This window comes from Acidovorax sp. T1 (assembly GCF_002176815.1).
Lineage (GTDB): Bacteria > Pseudomonadota > Gammaproteobacteria > Burkholderiales > Burkholderiaceae_C > Acidovorax.
Window position 1 is genome coordinate 3,761,993 of sequence record NZ_CP021648.1, and the last position, 13,348, is coordinate 3,775,340.

General features: G+C 66.6%; 16 protein-coding genes. 4 read left to right on the forward strand and 12 right to left on the reverse strand.

Translation table 11 applies throughout. The features are described 5' to 3' along the window. Positions 1–6 precede the first annotated feature (6 nt). From CCX87_RS17465 to CCX87_RS17475, 3 genes are all read left to right on the forward strand, one after another. Positions 7–480 carry a universal stress protein gene (locus CCX87_RS17465; protein ID WP_087747866.1) on the forward strand — a complete coding sequence of 158 codons (474 nt, stop codon included), beginning with the start codon at positions 7–9 and terminating at the stop codon, positions 478–480. A 177-nt stretch (positions 481–657) separates the two neighbouring features. Then, entirely contained in the window at positions 658–1,131 is a 474-nt protein-coding gene (locus tag CCX87_RS17470) for a phosphatidylglycerophosphatase A family protein (protein ID WP_198314809.1), read from the forward strand. A 65-nt stretch (positions 1,132–1,196) separates the two neighbouring features. Then, the gene (locus CCX87_RS17475; protein WP_087747868.1) at positions 1,197–1,652 is read left to right on the forward strand and encodes a CinA family protein; all 456 of its coding nucleotides are present in this window, start codon (positions 1,197–1,199) and stop codon (positions 1,650–1,652) included. A 92-nt stretch (positions 1,653–1,744) separates the two neighbouring features. Here CCX87_RS17475 and CCX87_RS17480 read toward each other — a convergent pair whose 3' ends face one another. The 10 genes from CCX87_RS17480 to argS all read right to left on the reverse strand — a co-directional run bounded on the left by CCX87_RS17480 (position 1,745) and on the right by argS (position 11,368). Then, positions 1,745–2,602, reverse strand: coding sequence for a UPF0149 family protein (locus CCX87_RS17480; protein WP_087747869.1), 858 nt, complete (start codon positions 2,600–2,602; stop codon positions 1,745–1,747). A gap of 101 nt (positions 2,603–2,703) precedes the next feature. Continuing rightward, complete coding sequence (locus CCX87_RS17485; RefSeq protein WP_087747870.1) at positions 2,704–3,246, reverse strand: putative toxin-antitoxin system toxin component, PIN family; 543 nt, start codon at positions 3,244–3,246, stop codon at positions 2,704–2,706. Beyond that, positions 3,236–4,540, reverse strand: coding sequence for a THUMP domain-containing class I SAM-dependent RNA methyltransferase (locus CCX87_RS17490; RefSeq protein WP_087747871.1), 1,305 nt, complete (start codon positions 4,538–4,540; stop codon positions 3,236–3,238). Before CCX87_RS17490 ends, CCX87_RS17485 begins: the two co-directional genes overlap by 11 nt. Next, the gene (locus CCX87_RS17495) at positions 4,537–5,019 is read right to left on the reverse strand and encodes an acyl-CoA thioesterase (RefSeq protein ID WP_087747872.1); all 483 of its coding nucleotides are present in this window, start codon (positions 5,017–5,019) and stop codon (positions 4,537–4,539) included. The genes CCX87_RS17490 and CCX87_RS17495 overlap by 4 nt, the downstream gene beginning before the upstream one ends. Positions 5,020–5,100: 81 nt before the next feature. Then, positions 5,101–6,690, reverse strand: coding sequence for an RNA polymerase factor sigma-54 (locus CCX87_RS17500; RefSeq protein WP_087747873.1), 1,590 nt, complete (start codon positions 6,688–6,690; stop codon positions 5,101–5,103). After that, complete coding sequence (lptB, locus tag CCX87_RS17505; RefSeq protein WP_232476435.1) at positions 6,690–7,463, reverse strand: LPS export ABC transporter ATP-binding protein; 774 nt, start codon at positions 7,461–7,463, stop codon at positions 6,690–6,692. The genes CCX87_RS17500 and lptB overlap by 1 nt, the downstream gene beginning before the upstream one ends. Positions 7,464–7,474: 11 nt before the next feature. Continuing rightward, on the reverse strand, positions 7,475–8,128 hold the full coding sequence (gene lptA, locus CCX87_RS17510) for a lipopolysaccharide transport periplasmic protein LptA (RefSeq protein WP_087747875.1): 654 nt from the start codon (positions 8,126–8,128) through the stop codon (positions 7,475–7,477). Positions 8,129–8,230: 102 nt separating this feature from the next. After that, entirely contained in the window at positions 8,231–8,887 is a 657-nt protein-coding gene (locus CCX87_RS17515) for a thiol:disulfide interchange protein DsbA/DsbL (RefSeq protein WP_087747876.1), read from the reverse strand. Positions 8,888–8,971: 84 nt separating this feature from the next. After that, complete coding sequence (locus CCX87_RS17520) at positions 8,972–9,658, reverse strand: SPOR domain-containing protein (RefSeq protein ID WP_087747877.1); 687 nt, start codon at positions 9,656–9,658, stop codon at positions 8,972–8,974. Between the two features lie 12 nt (positions 9,659–9,670). After that, complete coding sequence (gene argS / locus CCX87_RS17525) at positions 9,671–11,368, reverse strand: arginine--tRNA ligase (protein ID WP_087747878.1); 1,698 nt, start codon at positions 11,366–11,368, stop codon at positions 9,671–9,673. 159 nt (positions 11,369–11,527) lie between these two features. Here argS and CCX87_RS17530 point away from each other — a divergent pair, with 159 nt between their 5' ends. Continuing rightward, positions 11,528–11,815 (forward strand): PsiF family protein, encoded by a 288-nt coding sequence (locus tag CCX87_RS17530; protein WP_087747879.1) that lies wholly within the window; start codon positions 11,528–11,530, stop codon positions 11,813–11,815. Positions 11,816–11,889: 74 nt separating this feature from the next. Here CCX87_RS17530 and CCX87_RS17535 read toward each other — a convergent pair whose 3' ends face one another. Both CCX87_RS17535 and CCX87_RS17540 read right to left on the reverse strand, forming a co-directional pair. Beyond that, entirely contained in the window at positions 11,890–12,336 is a 447-nt protein-coding gene (locus CCX87_RS17535; protein ID WP_087747880.1) for a DUF2214 family protein, read from the reverse strand. Between the two features lie 54 nt (positions 12,337–12,390). Next, positions 12,391–13,314: a LysR family transcriptional regulator gene (locus CCX87_RS17540; RefSeq protein WP_087747881.1), complete on the reverse strand. Its 924-nt coding sequence runs from the start codon at positions 13,312–13,314 to the stop codon at positions 12,391–12,393. Between the last annotated feature and the right edge of the window lie 34 nt (positions 13,315–13,348).

Below are 13,348 nucleotides of genomic sequence, written 5' to 3' on the forward strand. Positions count from 1 at the left end.
TTCCCCATGTACGAAAAAATCCTGGTTCCCTTCGACGGCAGCCCCACCTCGGAACAAGCCCTGAAAGAAGCCGCCGGCCTGGCGCTGAAATTGGGCGCGCAGGTGCGCCTGCTGCACATCATCGATCCGCTGACACACGCGGTCGGCTTTGTGCGCCCCGAGGTCTACCGAAGCGACTTCCTCCCCGCAGCCATGAAAGCGGCCGAGTCCATGCTGCGCACGGCCTGCGAACAACTCACCGCGCAAGGCATCCAGGCCGAAATCTGCCTGCTGGAGAACCTGGACGCCCAGGTGGCACAACTCGTGATCGACGAAGCCCGGCAATGGGGCGCCAGCCTGATCGTGCTGGGCACCCAGGGACGGCGAGGCATGGCGCGCATGTTCCTGGGCAGCGATGCCGAGCAGGTAGCGCGCACCGCCCCCGTGCCAGTGCTGCTGGTGCGCCTGCCCGCCGACGCGCAACCTGCCGCGTCCGTCTGAGCGCGGCTCGGGCGATGGGGGCGATGTGGCTGCTAGCATCCCCCTCCTGATGCAATGCCCCGGAGTTTCCGCGTGATCCCCACCCCATCTGGCGCCCCCCGCGACCCGGTCGATGTGACCGATGCCACACCGCGCGCCCCCAGCACGCCGCCGCCGCGGCGCCCCAGCGCCGCTTTCATGCTGCAGCACCCGGCGCACTGCCTTGCGCTGGGCTTTGGCGCGGGCCTGAGCCCCAAGGCGCCCGGCACCGTGGGCACCCTGTGGGCCTGGCTGGCCTTTCTGGTGCTGCAGCACTGGCTGGATGCGCAGCAGCTGGGCCTGCTGATCGGCGCTGGCACGCTGGTGGGCTGGTGGGCCTGCACCGTCACCGCGCGGCACATGGGCGTTTCCGACCCCGGCAGCATCGTCTGGGACGAGGTCGTGGCCTTCTGGCTGGTGCTGTGGCTGGCCATGCCCATGGGGTTCTGGGGCCAGGCCGTGGCGTTTGCCCTGTTCCGCTTTTTCGATGCCGCCAAGCCCGGGCCCGTGGGCTGGGCCGACCAGCTGTTCAAGGGCTTTGGCTGGCGCGGCGGCTGGGGCATTTTGTTCGACGATTTCGTGGCGGCGTTCTGTACGCTGCTGGCGATTGCGCTGTGGAGGTTCTTCTGGTGAGCGTCCCATCACTATCAAAAAATGAGCTACCATCGCTTGCCACACAAGCGCAAGAGGCCATTTTGATGGATATTTCACGCCAGCTGCTGGCGCGCGGCTGGATGCTGGCCACCGCCGAAAGCTGCACCGGCGGCCTGATCGCCGCTGCCTGCACCGACCTGGCGGGCTCCAGCCAGTGGTTCGAACGCGGCTTTGTCACCTATTCCAACGCCGCCAAGACCGAGCTGCTGGGCGTGCCCGCCACGCTGATTGAGCAGCATGGCGCCGTCAGCGAGCCCGTGGCCCGCGCCATGGCCGAAGGCGCCGTGGCCCACGCGCACGCCCAGGTAGCGGTGGCTGTGACCGGCGTGGCCGGCCCCACGGGCGGCAGCGCCGACAAGCCCGTGGGCACGGTGTGGTTTGGCTGGTGCGTGGGCGGACAGACGCACAGCGAGGTGCGGCACTTTGCCGGTGACCGCGCCGCCGTGCGCACTGCCACCGTGCGGCACGCGCTGGCGCGGCTGCAGGCGCTGCTGGCGTAGCGGCCCGCGAGCACTGCGCCGAAATTCAAGCCAAATCAGCATCCAGCCCTTTCCTTGAAAGCGCTAGCAGCTCCTTTTTCAGGAGCAAATATTTACGCCCCGTGGCACTTCTTGAACTTCTTGCCGCTGCCGCACCAGCAGGGCTCGTTGCGGCCGGGTTCGGGCAGCTTGCGCACGGTTTCGATGCGCGGGCCCATGCTTTTCCATAGCTGGCGCAGGTCGTACACGGCCCAGATGGCTTCGCCAAAGGTTTCCACGCGGGCCTGGCTGGTGCTGGGCGGGCCGTCTTCGCTGAACATGCAGACCTCGGGCTTGCCGGTGTCGTCTTCGGTCAGGGCGACGATGCTGTCGAGCGCATCGTCAAGCCACTTGGCAGCCTCCTTGTCGCGCGGGGCGGCCCAGTCTTCGGGCCAGTTTTCCACGGCGAACATGAAGCCCAGCGCCCACACCTGGCCAAACGAGGGAATATCCTGGCCGGCCATTTCGGCGCGCTCCTCTTCGGGCAAGCTGGCCACGGCACCGCGCATGTCCATGGCCTCGGGCTGGAAGGTGCGCTCGTCGTCCAGCGTTTCGACCGGGGCGTCGAGCTGTGCTTCGACCTCGTTCCAGCGGCGCATCCACAGCTCCAGGAACCGCGCCTGCTGCGCCGCATCGGCAAACGCCGGCAGCAAGGGCAGCGCCTCGCCTTCGGCCAGGTCGAGCGCCGAGCCATCGCCCAGCAGCATGGGCAGGTATTCCGACGGCGGGATGGGGCGGCGGCTGCAGATCAGCGCCGTCAAAAAGCCGTCGCAGAACTCCCACTGCGGGATCTCTTCGCCCCGCGTGCGCAGGTCATCGAGCAGCGTGTCGATCTCGTCGAGTTCGTCGGGGCCCAGGGCCGGGGCAGCAGATGCGGCAGACACGGCAGATGCGGCGGCGGCGTCCGTGGGTTCTTGGTGGGGGGTGTTCATAGCGGGGCTCCAGTCGGCGGGGCCAAAGGGCAACAAGGCTTGGGTGCTGCCCCTGGCCCCTGGCAAAGGCGGCCAGTGTAGCCGCCCGCCGGGGCAAAAAGTCAAGCCATCGGCAGGGCAGAAGGTGTGGTGGCCGTGCGCTCCGGCGAATCCCCGGCCCACCTGTTTTCTTCAAAAACAATAGCTGTTGCCGCATGTGCACCAAGGGCTAGAAGCCTTTTTCTCATGCAAAGAACCGCCTTGTCCTTGCTGAGCAGGATGGCGCGGTGGGCCACGGCCAGGTCGATGAAATGCTGGTCGTCGGCGTCCTTGCACACGGCGGCCACGCGCGGCGCCACATCCACCCAGCGCACCTGGGCTTCGTAGGACTGCAGCAGCGCGCTGGCGGTCAGCCCATAAAACGCCAGGCGCGGCGCAATCTGCGGATAGGCCAGCACGCGCGCCAGCTCGTCGCGCATGGGCGGCGTGGCCACCCAGCACAGCCGCTGCGCATCGAGCAGCGCACGCACGGGCGCCACGGCCGCGTCGGCAAACAGCAGCAGGTCGAGCACGATGTTGGTGTCCAGCACCAGCGCGCGCGCATCGGCACCGGGTTCGCCGCGTTCGGGCAGCGGCAGCACGCAGCGCGGGGGCTTAGCCGCCATGGCCCTTGGGCGTGGGTGCCGACGGGGCTGCTCCATCGGCGCCACGCGGCGCGCGCACCGAGCCCTTGACCATGTCGAAGCGAAACAGGCGGCACTCGATGGGGCCGTTCCACATGGGCACGCGGCGCGATTCTTTCAGGCGCATCTTGCCGGGCAACTTGAGGTCGGGCGTGAGCATCCAGGCCTGCCAGCCGGCGTAGTTCTTTTTCCAGTGCGCGGCCAGCTGGCTGAAGAACTCGCCGCCATCGTCGGTGTGCGCGGCTTCGCGGCCCACGCTGGCGCCCAGGGCGCGCTCGGCCGCGCGTTCGTTGGCGTTTTGCCCGGCGGTGCCGGCGGCGGCAATGCGCTCGCCGTAGGGCGGGTTGAGCAGCATCACGCCGGGCTGCTCGCAGGGCGGCATGCGCTGCAGGGCGTCGCCACCGCGCAGCTGCACGGCATCGGCCACGCCGGCACGCTCGGCATTGCGCTGGGCAAAATCGACCATGCGGTGGGCCACATCACTGCCAAATATGGGCACAGCGCTTGCCTGGATTGCGCCTTCAGCTTCGTTTTTAATAGCAGACCAGACATGCGCCTGGAACGGCAGCAGTTTCTCGAACGCAAAGCGGCGCAGCATGCCCGCCGGGATGCGGCAGGCGATCTGCGCGGCCTCGATGGCAATGGTGCCGCTGCCGCAGCAGGGGTCGTACAGCGGCACGGGGTTGTCGCCCAGGGGGTCCCAGCCGCTGGCGGCGATCATGGCGGCGGCCAGGGTTTCCTTGAGCGGCGCGTCGCCCTTGTCCTCGCGCCAGCCGCGCTTGAACAGCGGCTCGCCCGAGGTGTCGATGTAGATCGTGGCCTCTTCGGTGGTCAGGTGCAGGTGGATGCGCACGTCGGGCCACTGCGTGTTCACGTCGGGGCGCACGCCGCTCTTGGCGCGAAAGCGGTCGGCCACCGCGTCCTTGATCTTGAGGCCGGCGAAGTTCAGGCTTTGCAGCGGGCTGTGCTGCGCCGTCACCTCGACCTTGAAGGTCTGGCGCGTGGTGAACCAGATCTCCCAGGCCACGTCGCTGGCGGCTGCGTACAGGTCGTTCTCGGAGCGATAGGGCCGGTGCGCGAGCTGCACCAGCACGCGTTGCGCCAGGCGGCTGTGCAGGTTCAACAGCAGCGCCTCGCGCCAGGACGCGCGCAGCAGCACGCCGCCCCTGCCGGTGAGCAGGTCTTGCCCCGTGAGGCCGGTGATGCCATGCACCTCGTCGGCCAGAAAGCCCTCGACGCCCGCGGCGCAGGGGAGAAAAAGTTGGAGTTGGTTCATGTCGATGGGGAAGATACGCGCTCGGGCACAGCGGGGAAACCGGGCTCACCCGCGCGGGCCCGCAGCAGCTGGCGGATGGATTCGGGAATCGGCGCCACCTTGCGGTCGCTCTTGCCGATGAAGACGATGCCGGTCTTGCCGCGCGCCACCTCGCGGCCTTGCGTCTTTTCAGTCATTCGAAAGACGAGGTCGAAACCATAGCGATTGAAGTCTGCGGGCGCCATCTCCACGCGCATGGTCTCGCCGTGAAAACCCTCGGACCGGTACTGCGCCACGATGTCTCCCACCACGATGGACAGCCCGCCCACATCCGCCTCGGGGTAACCCAGCGACTGGAAGAAGCGCACACGCGCCTCGGACACCAGCGAGAGCAGCTGTGCGTTGTCCAGGTGCCCGCCCTGGTTGACGTGGCTGATGTAGATCTGCATCTCGGTGGCAAAGCCGAAGTGCGGGGGAAGGTCGAAAACAATGCGGGCCATGGCGTACAAGCGGGTGAGAGGGTCAACGAAACAAAAAAACAACCAACGGGCGCACAACCCGCGCACCCGCCAGCGAAGGGCCTACAAAGCCTTGCGCAGGTTGGCCGGCGCGATCTTGAGCGCCTCGCGGTATTTGGCCACGGTGCGGCGCGCGCACTCGATGCCCTGCTCCTTGAGCATCTCGGCGATCTGGCTGTCGGACAGCGGCTTGGCGGGGTTTTCAGCGGCGACGAACTGCTTGATCAGCGCACGCACCGCCGTGCTGGAGGCGTTGCCGCCGGTCTCGGTGCCCAGGCCCGAGCCAAAGAAGTATTTGAGCTCATAGGTGCCGATCGGCGTGGCCATGTACTTGGCGGTGGTCACGCGGCTGATGGTGGACTCGTGCAGGCCCAGCTCATCGGCGATGTCGCGCAGCACCAGCGGGCGCATGGCCAGCTCGCCGTGGGTGAAAAAGTTTTTCTGCCGCTCGACGATGGCGCGCGAGACGCGCAGGATGGTGTCAAAGCGCTGCTGGATGTTCTTGATGAACCAGCGCGCCTCCTGCAGGCGCTGCTGCATGCCCTGGTGGCCCTCGCCGCCCTTGTGGCCGCGCAGCGCGCCGGCGTAGATGTCGTGCACACGCAGGCGCGGCATCACGTCGGGGTTGAGCTGCACGATGAAGTTGTGCTGGCCGCTGTGCCCATTGGCGCGGCCGGCTTTGCGCACGATGACGTCGGGCACGATGATGTTGCGCTCCACATCGGCAAAGCGGCGGCCGGGGCGTGGCTCCAGCCGGGCAATCAGGGCCATGGCGGCGCGCGTGCGCTCTTCGCCATCGCCACAGGCCTGGGTGAGGCGGCGGATGTCGCGGCGCGCCAGCATCTCCAGCGGCTGCTGGCAGATGGAGAGGGCGGTCTGCACGGTGCCGGGGTCGATCCCGCTGTCTTCGTCGGCGGCCAGGGCCTTGAGCTGCAGCGTCAGGCATTCGGCCAGGTTGCGCGCGCCCACGCCCACGGGCTCCAGGCTTTGCAGCAGGCGCTGCGCCACGGTGAAACGGTGCACCAGCTCGTCGATCTGCTCGAGATTGCCCTCACCAGCCAGGCCCGTGGCCAGCTCTTGGAGCGGCTCTTCAAGGTAGCCGTCGTCGTTGAGCGATTCAATCAGGAAGCGCAGCGCGGCGCGGTCGATCTCGGACAGGCGCAGCGCCAGGGCCTGGCGGTGCAGAAACGACGTGAGGGACTCGTGCGAGCGCGCCAGCTCGGTGGCATCGGCCTCGTCGCCTTCGGAGTCGTTGCGGTTGCGGGCGGGCGCATCACCGCCCCACTCGGCATCGTTGGGCGCCATTTCCACGGTGCCGTCGCCGCTCCAGTCGGGTTCGTCCGCGCTGGTGCTGGGGGTTTCCGCATCATTTTGGCCTTCAGCGCTAGTGCTGCTTGCGCTGGCAGCTCCTGAATACATAGCATCATCGGCGCTGTAGTCGTCGGCCTGCGCGGGGGTGTCGGCGGCTTCCAGGCCGAACTCCTCGCGCGGCGCCTCTTCGGCGGTGCGCTCCAGAAACGGGTTCTCGTCAAGCATCTGCTCGACTTCCTGCGAGAGTTCGAGTGTGGACAGCTGCAACAGCCGGATGGATTGTTGCAACTGCGGCGTGAGCGACAGGTGCTGCGAAACGCGCAGAGACAGGCCGGGTTTCATCACATCCTGAAGTGCTCGCCGAGATAGACGCGTCTTACCTCGGCGTTGTCAACGATTTCGGCCGGCGTGCCCTGGGCGAGCACGCGGCCATCGCTGATGATGAAGGCGTGGTCGCAGATGCCCAGCGTCTCGCGCACGTTGTGGTCGGTGATCAGCACGCCGATGCCGCGCGCCTTCAAAAAACCAATGATCCGCTGGATCTCGATCACCGCGATCGGGTCGATGCCGGCAAACGGCTCGTCGAGCAGGATGAAGCGCGGCTGGGTGGCCAGGGCGCGGGCGATCTCGACCCGGCGGCGTTCGCCGCCCGACAGCGCCAGGGCCGGTGATTCGCGCAGGTGATCCACGCGCAGCTCCTGCAGCAAGGCCGTGAGACGCGCTTCAATCTCGGCCCGGGGCAGGGGCTTGCCGTCGTCGCCGCGCTGCAGCTCCAGCACGGCGCGCACGTTCTCTTCGACGTTCAGCTTGCGAAAGATCGACGCCTCTTGCGGCAGATAGGACAGCCCCAGGCGCGAACGCCGGTGGATGGGCATGTTCGCCACCGAATGGCCATCGATGCGGATATCACCGCCATCGCAGCGCACCAGCCCCACGATCATGTAAAACGAGGTGGTCTTGCCAGCGCCATTGGGGCCAAGCAAGCCCACCACTTCGCCCTTTTGCACGACCAGCGACACGTCCTTGACGACCTTGCGGCTGCCATAGGATTTTTCGAGGTGTTCGACTTCCAGGCGGCTGCCCGTCTGGGTATCTGGGCCTTGACCTTGATTCACCGTCACAGCACTCACTTGCTTGCACCACCGAGCGAGTTGCTGGGACGCAGCACCGGCCCGCTGGCCGCGGGGGCCGGGGCCACAGCGCCGGCAGGCTGCTCCTTGGCCGGCGACAGCACGGCGCGCACGCGGCCGCCCGGGGCGGGTACATCGCCCGGCACGCTGGCGGCCGACTTTTTCTGGCCATCGACCGTGAACACGTCGGTGAGGTTGTTGTAAACGATGACGGCGCCCGACACATCATCGGTCACCACCGATTCCCGATAGCGGCGCATCTCGGCGCGGGTGATGAAACGCACGTTGTCGGCCTTGCCGTCGTATTCGATGATTTCACTCTCGCCTTCGATGAACTCGTCCGGTGCGCCGGCCGGGGTGTCGCGCTTTTGCCGGAAGAACGCGCGCTTGCCGGGCTCGGCCGTCACGACGCCGTACTGGTAGCCATCGGCATCCTGGCGCACATCGAGCCGCGCGCCGCGCAGCACGATGGAGCCCTTGGTCATGACCACCCGGCCCGTGAAAACACTGGTCTGCTTGAGCTCATCGTGGCGCAACGCATCGGCCTCGATGTTCATGGGCTTGTTGCGGTCGGCTTTTTCGGCAAAGCCCACGCCAGGGGCGCAGGCCAAGGCCGTCAGCAGCAGGATGGGGAGGAAACTTTTTTTCATGAGGCACGAATCTTGCACGGATTGTAGCCATGCACGGGGGGGGCGGCCCATAAAAAAAGCCCGCAGGCGCGGGCTTCTCGAACGGGTAGGCGCTGTGCGGGATCAGCCCTTGCGCGCCACGCCCGCCAGATACTCCACCACCTGCAACACGGTCTGCATGCTGCCGGCCATGGTGCCATCGGTATAGAACCGGCCAGCCACGCCCATCGAGGGAACGCCCTCCACGCCATAACCCTCTTGCAGCGCCGAGGCACGGCGCACCTGACTGGCCACAGTGAAGGAGGTATAGACCTCCTTGAACTTGGCGGCGTCCACGCCCTGCTGGGCCACCCAGGCAAAGATATCGTCATCCTTGGCCAGCTTGAGCTTTTCGACGTGGATGGCACGGAACACCTTGGCGTGCAGGGTGTCGAGCTTGCCCATACCTTCGAGCGTGAAATACAGCTTTTGCTGCGGCACGAAGCTGGCGTTGAATGCCACCGGAATGCGGCGGATGCTCAGGTCCTTGGGTGCTGCCTTGACCCAGGCATCGAGCGTGGGCTCAAACGCGTTGCAGTGCGGGCAGCTGTACCAGAAGAACTCGATCACATCCACCTTGCCGGCGGGCGCATCGGGCGTCAGCGGCTTGGCGAGCTTGGTGTAGTCCTTGCCCTCCTTGAACTGGCGCGCCTGCGCCAGGGCCGGCGTGGCCAGCGGCAGGGTCAGGGCGGAAGCGGCAACCACCGAAGCGGTAGAGAGGGAAAACTCGCGGCGTTTCATGAAAGGGACACTCCTTGTTCTGGTCTGGGGGTGTGAGACCGCCCCCATGAAAAAGTTCAGACGATGTCGATGGACGCCGCCATCCTAGCGCTGGACACGCACCATCGCGGACTCGACGCCAGCGCTTTCCAGTTTTTCCTTCAGCTGCTCGGCGTCGTCGCGCTTGGAAAAAGGGCCCACACGCACACGGTACACGGTGCGGCCGTTTTGTTCGCGCTCGCTCACGCGGGCTTCCCAGCCCAGCATGGCCAGCTTGGCGCGCTGGGCGTCGGCGCCCGACTGGCTGGGGAACGCACCGGCCTGCACGAAATAATCAAACGGATCCACCCCTGCCGACCGGGCCTTGGCCAGATCGCCCAGCGGGTCCGCCGAGGTGGCGGCCTTGGTATCGACCTTGGCGTCGGCCTTGGTGGCCGGCTTGGCATCGGCCGTCGCAGGCTTGCTGGCGGGGATGCGCGCAGCAGTGGCCTCGGCGGGGGCGGGAGCGGCGGGTGCCGCAGGGACCGCGCCATTGGCATCGGGCGCAGCTGGCGCGACCGGCGCGGCGGGTGGTCGTGCGGGGTTCTTGCCGTAAAGCGGCGAATTGGGGTCCCAGTTCTTGTTCTTCTGGGCTTCGGCGGCGTCCTGGTCCACGCCACGCAGGCCGCCCTTGTTCAGAAAAGGCACCGGCACCTTGGTCACATACACGGCCACGGCCAGGGCAGCGCCCAGGCCGACGATGACCCCGGCAATAAAGCCGATGATGGTGCCGCCCGTCTGTTTTTTCTTCATGGTAGTAACTGCTTACATTCTGGCTGGGGCCGATACGCCCAGCACGGCCAGGCCATTGTGCAACACCTGGGCGGTGGCGGCGACGAGGGCCAGGCGGGCGCGCTTGACGGTTTCATCCTCCACCAGGATGCGCTCGGCATCGTAGTAGCTGTGGTAGCTGGCAGCCAGGTCGCGCAGGTAGAAGGTGACGTCGTGCGGCGCCTCGCCTTCGGCAGCGGCGGTGAGCATCTCGGGGTATTTGGCCAATTGCAGCATCAGCGCCTGGGCCTGCGGGCCATCGAGCGCGGACAGGTCCGCGTCCTTGAGCGCGGCCACATCGCCACCGCCTTGCCCGGCCAAAGACTCTTGCCAGGCGCGCAGCACCGAGCAGATGCGCGCATGGGCGTATTGCACGTAGTACACCGGGTTGTCGTTGTTCTGCGCCACGGCCAGGTCCACGTCGAAGGTGTATTCGGTGTCGGGCTTGCGGCTGAGCAGGAAGAAGCGCACCGCGTCCTTGCTGGTCCACTCGATCAGGTCGCGCAGCGTGACGTAGCTGCCCGCGCGCTTGCTGATCTTGACCTCTTCGCCGCCCTTGACCACGCGCACCATGGTGTGCAGCACGTAGTCGGGGTAGCCCTGCGGAATGCCCACATTGGCCGCCTGCAACCCGGCGCGCACGCGAGCGATGGTGCCGTGGTGGTCGGTGCCCTGCACATTGACCACCTTGGTAAAGCCGCGCTCCCACTTGGTGATGTGGTAGGCCACGTCGGGCACGAAATAGGTGTAGCTGCCGTCGCCCTTGCGCATGACGCGGTCCTTGTCGTCGCCATATTCGGTCGATTGGAGCCACAGCGCGCCGTCGTGCTCGTAGGTCTTGCCCGCGTCGCGCAGCTTTTGCACCACGGCATCGACCTTGCCGCTGGTGTACAGGCTGGACTCGAGGTAGTAGTTGTCAAAGCGCACATCAAAGGCCTTGAGGTCCAGGTCCTGCTCGTGGCGCAGATAGGCCACGGCAAACAGGCGCATGCCGTCGAGGTCGTTCACATCGCCGCTGGCGGTGAACTCACGGTCGTCCGAGCGCACGGTCTTTTGGGCCAGGAAATCGGCGGCAATGTCGGCAATGTAGTCGCCGTTGTAGGCCGTCTCGGGCCATTCGGCGTCGCCGGGCTTGAAACCACGGGCGCGCATCTGCGTGGAATTGGCCAGGGTGGCGATCTGCACGCCCGCGTCGTTGTAATAGAACTCGCGGTACACGTCCCAGCCCTGGGTGTCGAACAGGTGGCTGATGGCATCGCCCAGCGCGGCCTGGCGGCCGTGGCCGACATGCAACGGCCCCGTGGGGTTGGCCGAGACGAACTCGACCAGCACGCGCGCATTGCGCCGAGGCTGGAAGCCAAAGCGCGCACCGGCGGCCAACACCTCGCGCACGACTTCCTGCTTGGCAGCAGGTTTCAGGCGGATGTTGATGAAGCCGGGGCCTGCGATGTCGATATCGGCCACCCAGCGCTGGTAAACCGGCGTGGCGAGCAGCGCGGTGCGCAGGTTTTCTGCCACCTGGCGGGGATTGAGCTTGAGCGGCTTGGCCAACTGCATGGCCGCGGTGCAGGCGAAGTCCCCGTGAGACGCCACCTTGGGCGACTCGAATGCGGCCTTGGCGCCCGCGCCGGGGGTGAGTTTTTCCAGTTCAGCCGCAAGCGCGGCCAACAAATCTTGTTTGACGGAGAGCATTGCCCGATTCTACGGGGCCGGTGCCAGACGCCCCCCCGGCCCAGCGCATCGAAACAGCCATCGGCCTGCCGCCTCCGTCATCCGCATTGTGGAAAAGGCCGTTGTATGCTGCAATCCGCCTGGGTTGACGTTCGATATCTGCCAACTTTTGGAGCCCTTATGAAACAACTTCTTTCCCTGACCGCACTGGGCCTGGCCCTGTCTTTTGGTGCCGCGCACGCGGCCGACACCCCTGCACCCGCCCCCACCAAGCAGCAGTCCAAAATGGCCACCTGCAACAAGGATGCCACCGGCATGAAGGGCGACGAGCGCAAGGCCTTCATGAAAACCTGCCTGAGCAACAAACCCGCCACGCAGCAAAGCAAGATGAAGACGTGCAACGCCGATGCCACGGGCAAGACGGGCGAGGAACGCAAGGCTTTCATGAGCGAATGCCTGAAGAAATAAGCCGACAGGTTCTCGTTCGCTCTAAAAAGCCCGCCGGCGCTGCCAGGCGGGTTTTTTTATGCCGCCCCGCAGACCTACCAGCCACGCGCCCAGAACACGGCAATCACAGCCACCACGGGCAGCACATGCGACTGCACCATGACCAGCCGGCGCACCCGCCCCACTTCGCGGGCTTCGGGCAGCGCGCCGGTGGCGCGCAGTTGGCGGCGCCAGCGCCGGAACGACAGCGTGGGCCCAATGGACAGCAGCACCATGACCACAAACAGCGTGAGCTTCAGATGGAACAGGGGCTGCGAGACATACCAGGACAGGCCCTTGATGCCCCACACCACGCGCGCCAGCCCCGTGAGCAGCAGAACCAGCGCCGTGACGCCATAAATCACATCCAGGCGCGCCAGCCGCTCGACCACGGCGGCATTCATCCATTCGGTGCGGCACAGCGCCGCCTGGCTCGACAAAAAGACCACCAGGGTCAGGATGGCCACCAGGTGCAGGCTGGCCAGGACGGCTTCGAGAGTCATTGCAGATCCTTGTAAACCCCGGCACAACGGCGCGCCGCGCAACACCCGGTTGGGTTACGCCGCCGTCCAGAAGCCGGGCTGGCTGTAATTGTGCTTGAGGAAATCGATCCACAGCCGCACCCGCAGCGGCATGTGCTTGCGCTGGGGGAACACCACGTAAATGCCATTGGGCGGCGCGGCAAACGCCTCCAGCACTTCCACCAGGCGACCGGCCGCGATTTCCGCCTCCACCTCCCAGGTGCTGCGCCAGGCCAGGCCATAGCCCGCCAGGCACCAGTCGTGCAGTACCTGGCCGTCCGAACAATCGAGCGGCCCGCCGGGCTTGAGGTGCACCACCTCGCTGCCACCGCCCGCGGCAGGCATGCGAAACGCCCAGCCGCGCGTCTGCGAAGCTTCGCTCGACAAGGTAAGGCAGTCGTGCTGCACCAATTCGCCGGGGTGGCGGGGCGTGCCCCGGCGCTGCAGATAGGCGGGCGTGGCCACGCACAGGCGGCGGTTGTCGGCAATGCGCACGCTTACCAGCGACGAGTCGGGCAGGTCGCCCACGCGCACGGCGCAGTCAAAGCCCTCGCCGGCCAGGTCCACCACGCGGTCGCTGAGGTTGAGCGAGATGGTCACATCGGGGTGCGCCAGCCGAAAACGCGGCACCAGCGGCGCCACATGGCGGCGGCCAAAGCCAGCGGGCGCGGTGATGCGCAAATGCCCCGTGGCCTTGACGCCGCCTTCAGACACGCTGGCCTCGGCATTGGCCACGTCGGACAACAGGCGCTGGCAGTCTTCCAGAAACGCGCTGCCCTCGTGCGTGAGGCTGATGCGCCGCGTGGTGCGCACCAGCAGCTTCACGCCCAGGTGTTCTTCCAGCGCATCAAGGCGCCGCCCCATGATGGCGGGCGCCACGCCCTCTGCCTTGGCCGCAGCGGTGAGGCTGCCCCGCGTGGCCACCGAGACAAAGGATTCGAAGGCCTTGAGTTTGTCCATGGGCGCTGATTATGGATACGAATGGCTTTCAGGC

Excerpts from the sequence above, each read along its gene's own strand:
- CCX87_RS17465 (WP_087747866.1), top strand. The coding sequence starts at position 7 with ATGTACGAAAAAATCCTGGTTCCCTTCGACGGCAGCCCCACCTCGGAA.
- CCX87_RS17470 (WP_198314809.1), top strand. The coding sequence starts at position 658 with ATGCTGCAGCACCCGGCGCACTGCCTTGCGCTGGGCTTTGGCGCGGGC.
- CCX87_RS17475 (WP_087747868.1), top strand. The coding sequence starts at position 1,197 with ATGGATATTTCACGCCAGCTGCTGGCGCGCGGCTGGATGCTGGCCACC.
- CCX87_RS17480 (WP_087747869.1), bottom strand. The coding sequence starts at position 2,602 with ATGAACACCCCCCACCAAGAACCCACGGACGCCGCCGCCGCATCTGCC.
- CCX87_RS17485 (WP_087747870.1), bottom strand. The coding sequence starts at position 3,246 with ATGGCGGCTAAGCCCCCGCGCTGCGTGCTGCCGCTGCCCGAACGCGGC.
- CCX87_RS17490 (WP_087747871.1), bottom strand. The coding sequence starts at position 4,540 with ATGAACCAACTCCAACTTTTTCTCCCCTGCGCCGCGGGCGTCGAGGGC.
- CCX87_RS17495 (WP_087747872.1), bottom strand. The coding sequence starts at position 5,019 with ATGGCCCGCATTGTTTTCGACCTTCCCCCGCACTTCGGCTTTGCCACC.
- CCX87_RS17500 (WP_087747873.1), bottom strand. The coding sequence starts at position 6,690 with ATGAAACCCGGCCTGTCTCTGCGCGTTTCGCAGCACCTGTCGCTCACG.
- lptA (WP_087747875.1), bottom strand. The coding sequence starts at position 8,128 with ATGAAAAAAAGTTTCCTCCCCATCCTGCTGCTGACGGCCTTGGCCTGC.
- CCX87_RS17515 (WP_087747876.1), bottom strand. The coding sequence starts at position 8,887 with ATGAAACGCCGCGAGTTTTCCCTCTCTACCGCTTCGGTGGTTGCCGCT.
- CCX87_RS17520 (WP_087747877.1), bottom strand. The coding sequence starts at position 9,658 with ATGAAGAAAAAACAGACGGGCGGCACCATCATCGGCTTTATTGCCGGG.
- argS (WP_087747878.1), bottom strand. The coding sequence starts at position 11,368 with ATGCTCTCCGTCAAACAAGATTTGTTGGCCGCGCTTGCGGCTGAACTG.
- CCX87_RS17530 (WP_087747879.1), top strand. The coding sequence starts at position 11,528 with ATGAAACAACTTCTTTCCCTGACCGCACTGGGCCTGGCCCTGTCTTTT.
- CCX87_RS17535 (WP_087747880.1), bottom strand. The coding sequence starts at position 12,336 with ATGACTCTCGAAGCCGTCCTGGCCAGCCTGCACCTGGTGGCCATCCTG.
- CCX87_RS17540 (WP_087747881.1), bottom strand. The coding sequence starts at position 13,314 with ATGGACAAACTCAAGGCCTTCGAATCCTTTGTCTCGGTGGCCACGCGG.